General features: G+C 35.0%; 9 protein-coding genes and 2 pseudogenes. All 11 read left to right on the top strand.

Annotated elements, in window-relative coordinates; genetic code table 11:
• Window positions 1-9: 9 nt before the first annotated feature.
• Window positions 10-831, top strand: a pseudogene (locus tag IGL70_RS13220) (ABC transporter substrate-binding protein); the annotation flags it as partial.
• Between the two features lie 82 nt (window positions 832-913).
• Complete coding sequence (locus IGL70_RS13215; RefSeq protein ID WP_002338086.1) at window positions 914-1,810, top strand: carbohydrate ABC transporter permease; 897 nt, start codon at window positions 914-916, stop codon at window positions 1,808-1,810.
• 15 nt (window positions 1,811-1,825) lie between these two features.
• Window positions 1,826-2,650 carry a carbohydrate ABC transporter permease gene (locus IGL70_RS13210; protein WP_096705448.1) on the top strand — a complete coding sequence of 275 codons (825 nt, stop codon included), beginning with the start codon at window positions 1,826-1,828 and terminating at the stop codon, window positions 2,648-2,650.
• Between the two features lie 31 nt (window positions 2,651-2,681).
• A pseudogene (locus IGL70_RS13205) lies at window positions 2,682-3,992 on the top strand (alpha-glucosidase/alpha-galactosidase).
• A gap of 149 nt (window positions 3,993-4,141) precedes the next feature.
• Complete coding sequence (locus tag IGL70_RS13200; protein ID WP_002338082.1) at window positions 4,142-4,309, top strand: hypothetical protein; 168 nt, start codon at window positions 4,142-4,144, stop codon at window positions 4,307-4,309.
• On the top strand, window positions 4,306-5,565 hold the full coding sequence (locus IGL70_RS13195) for an extracellular solute-binding protein (RefSeq protein ID WP_010731457.1): 1,260 nt from the start codon (window positions 4,306-4,308) through the stop codon (window positions 5,563-5,565). The genes IGL70_RS13200 and IGL70_RS13195 overlap by 4 nt, the downstream gene beginning before the upstream one ends.
• Window positions 5,566-5,574: 9 nt before the next feature.
• Window positions 5,575-6,447: a carbohydrate ABC transporter permease gene (locus IGL70_RS13190; RefSeq protein ID WP_002290370.1), complete on the top strand. Its 873-nt coding sequence runs from the start codon at window positions 5,575-5,577 to the stop codon at window positions 6,445-6,447.
• A gap of 11 nt (window positions 6,448-6,458) precedes the next feature.
• The gene (locus IGL70_RS13185; protein ID WP_002290368.1) at window positions 6,459-7,289 is read left to right on the top strand and encodes a carbohydrate ABC transporter permease; all 831 of its coding nucleotides are present in this window, start codon (window positions 6,459-6,461) and stop codon (window positions 7,287-7,289) included.
• Between the two features lie 39 nt (window positions 7,290-7,328).
• Window positions 7,329-9,512 carry an alpha-galactosidase gene (locus IGL70_RS13180; RefSeq protein ID WP_002324534.1) on the top strand — a complete coding sequence of 728 codons (2,184 nt, stop codon included), beginning with the start codon at window positions 7,329-7,331 and terminating at the stop codon, window positions 9,510-9,512.
• 60 nt (window positions 9,513-9,572) lie between these two features.
• On the top strand, window positions 9,573-10,793 hold the full coding sequence (locus tag IGL70_RS13175) for an alpha-amylase family glycosyl hydrolase (protein WP_104832598.1): 1,221 nt from the start codon (window positions 9,573-9,575) through the stop codon (window positions 10,791-10,793).
• Window positions 10,790-12,250 carry a sucrose phosphorylase gene (gtfA, locus tag IGL70_RS13170; protein ID WP_002324531.1) on the top strand — a complete coding sequence of 487 codons (1,461 nt, stop codon included), beginning with the start codon at window positions 10,790-10,792 and terminating at the stop codon, window positions 12,248-12,250. Before IGL70_RS13175 ends, gtfA begins: the two co-directional genes overlap by 4 nt.
• The last annotated feature ends 49 nt before the right edge of the window (window positions 12,251-12,299 follow it).

Below are 12,299 nucleotides of genomic sequence, written 5' to 3'. Positions count from 1 at the left end.
TCGCAGCATGTGGTGGGGCTATGGTACAACAAAGAATTATTTGATAATGCAGGTGTCGATTATCCAGATGAAACATGGACATGGGAAACACTCAGACAAGCTGCAATTGATTTAACAGATGAATCAAAAGGCATCTATGGTTTTGCATCACATATTGGAACAGAGACTGGCTACTGGCCATTTATTTATCAAAATGGGGGAGAAGTATTTGCCGATGACAATACAAAATCAGGTTTGAATACCCCAGAAGCACAAGAAGCTTTAGCCTTTTATCGAGATATTGCACTTGTTGATCATGCTTCACCAACAATTACAGAATTACAAGATCCTGATAAGTTAAGTCGTTTTCAATCAGGTAGATTAGCAATGATGATTGAAGGAAACTGGTTTGCACCGGGATTTTTGAAAAATGACTATCTAGTTGAAAATGTTGCTTCTGCCGTGTTACCTAAGGGAAAAGTTAATGCAACAATTACAAATGGACTTGGTTGGGCTGCCAGTGCGAATACAAAATACCCAGAAGAAGTGAAAAAACTAATGGCATTTTTAGCTAGTGAGGACGCCAATAAAATCCAAGCGGAAACGGGGGCATCAATCCCAGCACTAAAAGGCTTTGAAGACGAGTGGGCTGCTTCTTCAGATACAATTGATTTGAGTGCTTTTGGAAAAATGTTGGAGTATGGAGTCCCTCGTCCATACAATAAAGATGGATTACGAGCTGAACAAGCAGAAGTTCAAATTATTAACCGTATTCTGTCTGGTGAAATAACTGTTGAAGATGGAACCGCTCAAATTGAAAAAGAAGTCAATGCGATATTGAGCGGAAATTAAATTAGTTAATTATACAATATACAGGCGAAAGGATTCTATTTCGTCTGTATATTAATGGATGAATACCAAAAAGGGGGATATTATGAAAAATCGAATTTTTGGAAAATATCGTAAAGATCAAGTGATATGGGGCTATATTTTTATTTTTCCAACGGCATTAGGATTAATTTTATTAAATATATGGCCAGCAATTCAAACAGCAATTTTAAGTTTTCAAAAAACGGTAGGGTTCGGTGATACTGAATGGGTCGGATTAAGAAATTACCAAAAAATGTTTGCAGACGGTGAAGTTTTTCAGTCTTTATTAAACACATTAATTTATGCAGTGGTTTCGATACCTAGTATTGTTGTATTATCCTTGTTGGTGGCAGTTTTAATGAATAGAAAAGTTAAAGGATTGTCGATTTATCGGACAATTTATTTTCTACCAGTCGTTGCTGCACCATCCGCAGTCGCAATGATTTGGCGCTGGATGTTCAATAATGATTATGGACTGATTAATAACATGTTGGCTAAAATAGGTCTCGATGGACCAGCATGGTTAACGGATCCATCGATTGCGATTTATTCTATTATCATTGTTGGAGTTTGGAGTGCTATTGGTTATAACATGGTGTTATTACTAGCCGGCTTACAAGAAATTCCTAAAGATTATTATGAAGCAGCGGAAATTGATGGTGCTAGTCCAATCCAGCAGTTTTTCAACATTACGTTACCATTAGTTACACCAACATTATTTTTTGTAGTTGTAACAACAGTTATCAATGCTTTCCAAGTATTTGATGTTATTTTTATGATGATTACTCCTAATAGTACCGCCATGTTTAAATCACAATCATTAACCTATTTATTCTATAAACATTCATTTATTTTAAATGACAAGGGATATGGTTCGGCAATCGTTATGTTCCTTTTAGTGATTATATTAATTATTACTGCAATTCAAATGAAGTTGCAGAAAAAGTGGGTAAACTATTAAGGAGGCTATCAAATTATGAAAAATAAATTTTTTTCAAATGCGCCAATCCATATCATGCTTATTTTAGGTGGTATTGCAATGGCATTACCTTTTATTTGGATGATTTTAACTTCAGGGAAAACGTTGGTTGAATCTACCCAAATTCCACCTACAATTTTCCCTGAGAAATTTCATCTAAGTAACTATCAACAAGTACTTGATTTATTACCATTCATGGCTTTTTATATCAATACATTTTTAATGGTTGTTGGACGAGTGATTGGCTCGGTTTTATTTTCAGCAATGGCTACATATGCTTGTGCGCGTCTAAGTTTTCCAGGGAAAAATATCTTTTTCAGCTTAGTACTTATTCAAATGATGATTCCCGGTTCCATTTTTATTACTCCACAGTATTTATTAGCACAAAAATTGGGTATTTTAAATACAATTCCATCATTAATATTACCAGGGGTAGTTAGTGCGTTTGGTACGTTTTTATTAAGACAATTTTTCTTAGGTTTACCTGATGAATTGGAGGAAGCGGCCTATTTAGAAGGTGCCAATATTTGGACGATCTTTTTCAAAATTATGTTGCCGCTTGCTAAATCAGGATTGGTTGCACTTGGAATATTCACAGCGTTGTTTGCATTTAAAGATTTAATGTGGCCATTGATTGTCAATACTTCAATTGATAAGATGCCTTTAGCTCCGGGATTAGCAAACTTACAAGGACAATATGCCACGAACTTCCCACAATTAATGGCAGGTTCGTTATTAGCAATTTGGCCAATGGTTGTGATATTCATCGTTTTCCAAAGAAAATTCATTGAAGGAATTGCTACAACAGGTGGTAAATTATAAAACTATTAATTAGTGATTGGAGAGTAAGTACATGACAAAAATTACATTTATTGGTGCAGGAAGTACTATTTTTGCAAAAAACGTATTAGGCGATGCGATGTTAACTCCAAGTCTACAAGATGCACATATTGCATTGTACGATATTGATGAAAAACGACTAAAAGAATCAAATTTAATGCTTAAAAATATTAATAAAAATTCGAATGAAAATCGTGCTGATATTGTTTCTTATTATGATCGCAAAGAAGCGTTAAGAGAGGCTGATTTTGTTATCAATGCTATTCAAGTGGGTGGTTATAAACCTTCAACAGTGATTGATTTTGATATTCCTAAAAAATATGGGTTGCGACAAACTATTGGTGACACCATGGGGATTGGTGGGATTTTTAGAACCCTACGGACACTACCAGTAATGTTAGACTTTGCTAAAGAAATGGAAGAAGTTTGTCCAAATGCTTGGTTATTGAACTATACAAATCCGATGGCGATGTTAACCATGGGTGTTTTAAAAGCGACGAGTATTAAGACTGTTGGTTTATGTCATAGCGTTCAAGTATGCGTACCAGAATTGTTTGAGCATTTAGGAATAGCCGATCAATATGACTTAAATGACTTTCAATGGAAAATTGCAGGCATTAATCATATGGCATTCTTGTTGGAAATTACAAAAAATGGGGAAGATTTCTATCCAACAATTCGTCAGTTAGCTGCATAAAAACCAAATCCACATCCAGATTCTGTACGTTTTGAATTGTTGAAACGTTTTGGTTACTATATTACAGAATCAAGTGAACACAATGCAGAATACCATCCATACTTTATTAAATCAAAATACCCAGAATTGATTGACGAATTAGGGATTCCGTTGGATGAATACTTACGTCGTTTTGAACAACAAATTAATGATTGGGAAAGCATGCGAGAGGACATTGTAAATAATGGGGAGTTAACACATACGAGAAGCCGTGAATATGCTTCATATATCATGGATTCTATTACGACAGGAACTCCGTCAGTGATTGCAGGAAATGTCTTAAATAAAGGCTTAATCACAAACTTACCGACAGATGTTTGTGTGGAAGTACCTTGTTTAGTCGATAAAAATGGCGTGCAACCAACCTATGTCGGTGAATTGCCAACACAATTAGCTGCTTTAAATCGGACGAATATCAATGTTCAAGAACTGACAGTAGAAGCCGCTTTAACACTAGATAAATCAAAAATTTATCAAGCAGCGTATTTAGATCCACATCTATCATCTGAATTGTCTTTAACAGATATCAAAAATTTAGTGGATGATTTAATCGAAGCACATGGGGACTATTTACCTGAATATAATTAAAAAGAAGCTGAAAGAGTAAGGAATTTTCAATTCCTTACTCTTTTTTAAGTTAAATTTAGTAAAAATATTGACAAAACACTTAGTAAACAGTTACATTAGTGTTAACAAAAAAAGAAAACGCATTCAAATTGTATAAGGAGGAGCATAAAATGAAGTGGTCTAAAAAAATCATTTTAGCTTGTATAGCACTAGGAGCAACGATCTCTTTGACTGCTTGTGGAAAAAATCAGGAAGATGCAAGCGGTAAGGTAGAAATAGAGTTTTTTAATCAAAAAAAGAAAACGCATTCAAATTGTATAAGGAGGAGCATAAAATGAAGTGGTCTAAAAAAATCATTTTAGCTTGTATAGCGCTAGGAGCAACGATCTCTTTGGCTGCTTGTGGAAAAAATCAGGAAGATGCAAGCGGTAAGGTAGAAATAGAGTTTTTTAATCAAAAAAAAGAAATGACTCAAACGATTCAGGAGATTGCTAAAGATTTTGAAGCAAAAAACCCTGATATTCATGTAAAAGTTGTGGATGTACCGAATGCTGGTGAAGTAATTAAAACACGTATGCTTGCAGGCGATGTACCAGATGTCATTAATCTTTATCCTCAAAGTATAGAATTGAAAGAATGGGCGAAAGCTGGTTATTTAGAGGACTTAACCGAAGAACCGTATTTAGAGAATATCAAAAATGGATATGCACAACGTTTTGCTATTGAGGATCGTGTATATAGCATACCATTAACCGCTAATGTCTATGGTTTTTACTATAACAAAACTGCTTTTGAGGAAATGGGGATTCAAGCACCAGAAACTTGGGCAGAATTTGAAAAAATAGTAGCTGAGATTAAAGATCAAAACAAAGTACCGTTTGCGATTGCAGGAGCAGAAGGCTGGACTTTAAATGGTTATCACCAACTAGCTATAGCGACTGCTGCTGGTGGTGAAGAGGAAGCGAACAATGTTTGGCGTTTCTCAGAAGTTAATGGAATTAATGCTGAAAGCAAAGAAATGCAAAAAGATTTTAATCGATTAGATTTGTTAAGAGAACCAAAAGCTTTGCAAAACAACTGGCAAGGTGCCGGTTATAACGATACAGTAGTTACTTTTACAAAAGGTGATGCGTTGATTATGCCGAATGGTTCATGGGCAATGCCGATGATTCATTCACAAAATCCAGATTTTGAAGTAGGAACTTTTCCTTTTCCAGCAGATGAAGCAGGTCAAAGTCTAACGATTGGCGCAGGAGACCTAGCCTTATCAGTTTCTGCAACTTCTCAACATAAAGAAGAAGCCAAACGTTTTGTAGAATATATGACAACACCTGAAGCGATGCAGAAATATTATGATGTAGATGGTGCACCGTGTGCTGTTGAGGGCGTTATCGAGAATACTCAGGATTCACCATTAAGTGGTTTAACTGAACTTGCTTTTACTGATCGTCATTTAGTTTGGTTAGCCAAAGATTGGAATAGTGAAAATGATTTTTATACCTTAACAACAAATTATTTACACAATGGCAATCAAAAAGCCATGATTAACGCATTAAATGCTTTCTTTAATCCAATGAAAGCTGACGGAAGGTAGGAAAATAAAATGAAAATAAAAGAAATTTTAAATCGTTACTGGGCAATCATTTTTGTAGCAATTCCAATTATTTTGCAGATGATTTTTTTCTACTTTCCAATGGTTCAAGGTGCTTTTTACAGTTTAACTAATTGGACTGGTCTGACTTATAATTTTGATTTTGTGGGTTTGAACAATTATAAGATTCTTTTTTCTGATCCGAAGTTTATCAAATCGATTGGCTTCACTTTAATTGTGACGCTTTGCATGATTGCTGGACAAATTGGTTTTGGTATTTTGATTGCGCGGGCGTTGAACGCAAATATTAAAGGGAAAACATTCTTTAGAGCATGGTTCTTTTTTCCAGCGGTCTTATCGGGCGTGGTTGTTTCTTTAGTATTTAAACAAATTTTTAACTATGGTTTACCAAAAATTGGTAGTATGTTAGGCATTGAATTTTTACAAACCAGTCTTTTAGGAACAACATGGGGAGCGATTTTTGCAGTAATTTTTGTTTTACTTTGGCAAGGAATTGCCATGCCAGTCATCATTTTCTTAGCGGGTTTTCAAAGTATTCCACAAGAAATTATTGAAGCTGCTAGAATGGATGGGGCGAATGATAAGCAAATTTTTTGGAATATTGAAATCACCTACTTATTACCAAGTATTTCAATGGTATTTATTATGGCATTAAAAGGTGGCTTAACAGCATTTGATCAAATTTTTGCTTTAACTGGTGGTGGACCAAGCGATGCCACAACATCTTTGGGGTTACTTGTTTATAATTATGCTTTTAAAAACAATCAGTTTGGTTATGCGAATGCTATTGCTTTAGTCTTATTTATCTTAATTGGGATTGTTTCACTGGCACAATTAAAATTATCGAAAAAATTTGAAATCTAGGAGGTTTCCCAATGAAAACATCAAAAGAAAAAAATATTTCTAAATACTTGCTTTTATTATTAGGGGGCTTCATGATTTTAGTTCCCTTAGTTTCAACGCTATTCGGTTCATTTAAAACAACACCCGATATTATGAATAATTTCTTTCGTTTTCCTAATCCAGCGACTTTGGAAAATTTCCGAAGATTGTTAGCGGATGGAATTGGTCATTACTTTTGGAATTCGGCAATCATCACAATCATTGCAGTAGTTGCTGTGACAGCAATTATTCCTATGGCTGCTTATTCACTAGCAAGAAAAATGACTCGTGGGAAAGCATACGGATTGATGTATTTATTTTTAATTTTAGGAATTTTTGTTCCTTTCCAAGTAATTATGATTCCGATTACCGTTATGATGAGTAAAATTGGTTTAGCAAATATGTGGGGATTAATCTTACTCTATCTCACTTATGCCGTACCACAGACACTATTTTTATATGTTGGTTTTATTAAACTAAATGTGCCTATCAGTCTGGATGAGGCTGCTGAAATTGATGGGGCTAGTCACTTTACAACTTATTTCAAAATTGTTTTCCCAATGTTAAAACCAATGCATGCGACGACTATTATTCTTAATGCTCTATGGTTTTGGAATGATTTCATGCTACCATTATTAATTTTAAATCGTGATTCTAATATGTGGACACTACCATTGTTTCAATATAATTATACGGGACAATATTTTAACGACTATGGTCCAAGTTTTGCTTCCTATACAGTAGGAATTGTCACGATTACACTAGTTTATCTTGCTTTCCAAAGAAGTATTATAGCTGGAATGAGCAATGGAGCAGTGAAATAACCAATAAATTATTCTCATTATAAAGGAGTTCATAAACTTATGATTATATTTGACAATCACACACAAACATTTCATTTACAAAATAAAAAAATTAGCTATCTATTAGGAATCGAAGAAAATAATTATTTAACGCATCTTTATTTTGGAAAAAAGATTACGCACTATTCTGGTGGGTATCGCTACCCCCGAACAGATCGTTCCTTCTCACCCAACAATGCAAATGCGCAAGATCGTTTATTATCTTTAGATACATTACCATTAGAATTTCCAGGATATGGACATGGTGATTTTAGAGAACCGGCGCATAATATTAAATTAGGAAACGGTAGTCGTGTAAATGATTTTCGTTATGATAGCTACGAAATTCAAAAAGGAAAGCCCAGCTTAGCGGGATTGCCAGCCTTATATACGGAAGATGATGATGAAGCTGAAACGCTGATTATTCAATTGAAAGACGCGATTAGTGGATTGACTTTACAGTTGTTCTACACAATTTATCAAAATCACAGTGTAATTATTCGTTCTACGCAATTAGTAAATAATAGTGATGAAACAGTGGAGATTAACCGCTTAGCTAGTCAATCAATTGATTTTCCAAATCGTCCACTCGAGTTAATTCATTTAAATGGTACCTGGGCAAGAGAACGTCAAATGACTAGAGAAAAAATTCATACAGGGATAAAAGTATTAGATAGTAAACGCGGATCAAGCAGCCATCAACAAAATCCGTTTGTTGCTTTAGTAGATGCCAAAACAGATGAATTTCAAGGAGAGGCATATGGATTTAATTTAGTTTATAGCGGTAATCACGAAACGGTGATTCAAAAAGATCCATTTGACCAAACACGGGTCATTATGGGAATTAATTCATTTAATTTTGGTTGGCAACTAAAAACTGGCGACTCATTTCAAACGCCAGAAGTCGTGATGGTTTATAGTAATGAAGGTCTGAATACGTTATCACAGACGTATCATGAATTGTATAATCACCGTTTAATTCGTGGAAACTATCGTTTACAAGAACGTCCCACGTTAATCAACAACTGGGAAGCAACGTATTTTGATTTTAACGAAGAAAAAATCATGAATATTGTCGATGATGCGAAGAACTTGGGCATTGAAATGTTTGTTTTAGATGATGGTTGGTTTGGCGGTCGTGAAAATGACTTCACTTCATTAGGTGATTGGGTTGAAACAGAAGGCAAACTTGCTTGTGGTTTGGAAAATTTAGCCAAGCAAGTGCATGATAACGGGATGAAATTTGGGATTTGGTTTGAACCGGAAATGATTTCTGAAGATAGTGAACTATTTCGAGCACATCCAGATTGGGCATTGGGTATTCCAGGTCGTGACCGCTCAATTAGTCGAAATCAATATGTTCTTGATTTTTCAAGACAAGATGTTCGTGATAATATCTATCAACAAATGACGGCGATTTTTGATCGTGTACCGATTGATTATGTGAAGTGGGATATGAATCGAAATATGACAGAAGTCTATTCTGTCTTGTTGGACTCAACGATGCAAGGTGAAGTGGCTCATCGTTATATGTTAGGGTTATATGAATTTTTAGAAAAGTTAACAACGAATTATCCAACTATTTTATTTGAAAGTTGTTCGGGTGGAGGCGGTCGTTTTGATGCAGGTTTCTTGTATTACATGCCACAAACTTGGACGAGCGACAATACCGATGCCGTGGCTCGTCTGAAAATTCAATATGGAACCAGCTTAGTGTATCCAATTTCAAGTATGGGTGCGCATGTTTCAGCAGTCCCAAATCATCAAACAGGAAGAGAAACGAGTTTAACTATTCGTGGCAATGCTGCGATGGCTGGTGTTTTTGGTTATGAGCTAGATCTAACGCAATTAACTTCTGAAGAAAAAGCAGAAATTAAAGAACAAGTTGCCTTTTATAAAAAGCATCGCCAACTTTTGCAATATGGAACTTTTTATCGCTTGGAAAGTCCGTTTGAAGGCAATGATACTGCATGGATGTTTGTCTCAAAAGACCAAACAGAAGCCATGGTCTTTTATTTCCGAGTATTAGCAGAAGCTGCGCATCCATTAGTCACATTGAAATTAGCAGGATTAGCAGAAGAAGCAACTTATCAAATGGAAGATGTAACATTTGCTGGCGATGAATTGATGAATCTCGGTTTTTATATTGACTCAGAACTACATGGTGATTATGCGACACAACGCTTTTATTTGAAACAGATATAGTAGCTTGAATTTACAATATAAGTGCAACACCAAAAGAGACTCATTCCAAACGAAGAAAATATGTTTTATTTACACGCATTTACTAAAAATCAGCCTGATTTGAATTGGGAAAATGAAGAAGTACGTGAAGAAATCTATGCAATGATTAACTATTGGTTAGATAAAGGACTAGGCGGATTTAGAATCGATGCGATATTAAACATCAAAAAAAAACTAGAGTATGGCATCTTTGAATCTGATGGAGAAGATGGGTTAGCCTTCATTGGGCCCTGGATTCTTAATCAGTCGGGCATTGAAGTGTGGTTAAAAGAAATGAGAGAGCGGACATTTAAACCACATAATAGTATGACGGTAGCAGAAGCCGATGTTCCTAATGAACGTTTAGATGAATATATTGGTGAAGATGGCTATTATTCGATGGTTTTTGATTTTAGTTATACGGATATTGATGTACCTGAAACTGGTGAATGGTTTAAAGATAGCCAATGGACATGGACGGATATGCGTACCAATATTTTTACGAATCAATTAGTTACGCAAGATAAAGGTTGGGGCGCCTTATATTTAGAAAACCACGATCAACCACGTTCAATTAATAAATATATTCCAGAAGAATGGATCAATGATTATAGTAAAAAAATGTTGGCGACGCTTTTTATGTTACTAAGAGGTACCCCTTTTATTTATCAAGGACAAAAACTAGGAATGACCAACATAGAAATGGCATCATTAGAAGATTTTGATGATGTAGCTACGCATTCTCAGTATAAACGGGCATTAGAATATGGATTGGCACCAGAGCAAGCATTGAAAGCTGTCAATAAACGAAGTCGGGATAATTCTCGCACACCTATGCAATGGAATACGCAAAAAAATGCCAGATTCTCAACTTCTGATAATGTATGGTTAAAAGTAAATCCTAATTATCCAGAACTCAATGCAGAAGCTCAGTTAACCAATCAACAGTCGGTATTCAATTATTATCATCAATTAATTAAATTAAGAAAAAATAGTGTATACAAAGACGTGCTAATCTACGGACAATTTCTACCAGTGAAAGATAAAAATGAACATATTTTGCTTTATGAACGCCAATTAGAAGATAAAATCGTATTAGTTATCTTAAACGTTACAGCAACAGAACAAGAATATTATGTAGATGAACAGTACCAACAAGTATTAATCAATAATTATGAAGATGTTTTATTAGATCAAAGTCGAAAATTGCGTTTACGACCGTTTGAAAGTATTGTATTAGCTAATTATGGAGGACAATTATGAAAATTAAAAACGAAGCAATGCTCATCACCTATGCAGATAGTTTAGGAAAAAACATGGGCGAATTAAAACAAGTCTTAGACAAACATTTACAAGGTGTTATTGGTGGTGTACATCTGTTGCCTTTTTTTCCATCGACAGGTGATCGAGGCTTTGCGCCGAGTGATTATACGACAGTTGATCCAGCTCTTGGAACATGGGAAGATGTGGAAGCATTAGGTGAAGATTATTATTTGATGTTTGATTTTATGATTAATCACATTTCTCGTGAATCAAAATTTTTCCAAGATTTCAAAAAAAACCATGAGCAGTCACCATACAAAGAAATGTTTATCCGTATTCATGAATTTTTCCCAGAAAATCGACCAACACAAGAAGATATTGATTTAATCTACAAGCGTAAAGACAAAGCGCCGTTTCAAACGGTAGAATTTGCGGATGGTACGACAGAAGAGGTTTGGAATACCTTTGGGGAAGAACAAATTGATTTAGATGTGACCAAAGAAGTTGTGAAAGAATTTATTCGAGAAACCATCAAAGATATGGCGAACCATGGCTGTTCTTTAATTCGATTAGATGCGTTTGCTTATGCGATTAAAAAATTAGATACCAATGATTTCTTCGTGGAACCAGATATTTGGGAACTTTTAGACGAAGTGCGTCAAGAAGCAGCGAAATATGACGTCGAATTATTACCAGAAATCCATGAGCATTATTCCATTCAAATGAAAATTGCCAATCATGATTATTATATCTATGACTTCGCCTTGCCAATGGTCACTCTGTATTCACTTTATAGTGGAAAATCAGAACGTTTAGCCAATTGGTTGAAAATGAGTCCGATGAAGCAGTTTACAACATTGGATACGCATGATGGAATTGGTGTTGTGGACGCTCGTGATTTATTAACAGATGAAGAATTGGATTACACCTCTGAGGAATTGTATAAAGTCGGGGCGAATGTGAAGAAGGTCTATTCAAGTGCCAATTACAATAATTTAGATATTTATCAAATTAACAGCACCTATTATAGTGCATTAGGCGATAATGACCGTAGCTATCTGTTAGCACGTGCGATTCAAGTATTTGCGCCAGGGATTCCACAAATTTATTACGTTGGGTTATTAGCAGGAAAAAATGATATTGAACTGTTGGAAGCAACGAAAGAAGGGCGTAATATTAATCGTCATTACTATGATTTAGCCGAAATTGAAGAAGAAGTGCAACGGCCAGTGACTCAACAATTATTTGCACTTTTAAAATTTAGAAATGAATCTGCGGCGTTTGATTTGGATGGAACGATTGAAGTAGCAACGCCATCAGAATCAGAAATAGTGATTACACGTAAAAATAAAAACGGTAGTGATAGTGCAACATTAACGGCTAACTTGGATACGAAAGAATTTATCATTGAGTCTAAAGATATAAAAATTTTCACTAGTGTTGCATTAAAATTTTAACCTATTCCATAGAACAAAAAATCCTTTATACTAGCACTTGGATAACTTA

This window comes from Enterococcus sp. DIV0901a, from assembly GCF_051711525.1.
Lineage (GTDB): Bacteria > Bacillota > Bacilli > Lactobacillales > Enterococcaceae > Enterococcus_B > Enterococcus_B faecium.
This window is presented reverse-complemented; position numbering and strand designations above follow the sequence as displayed.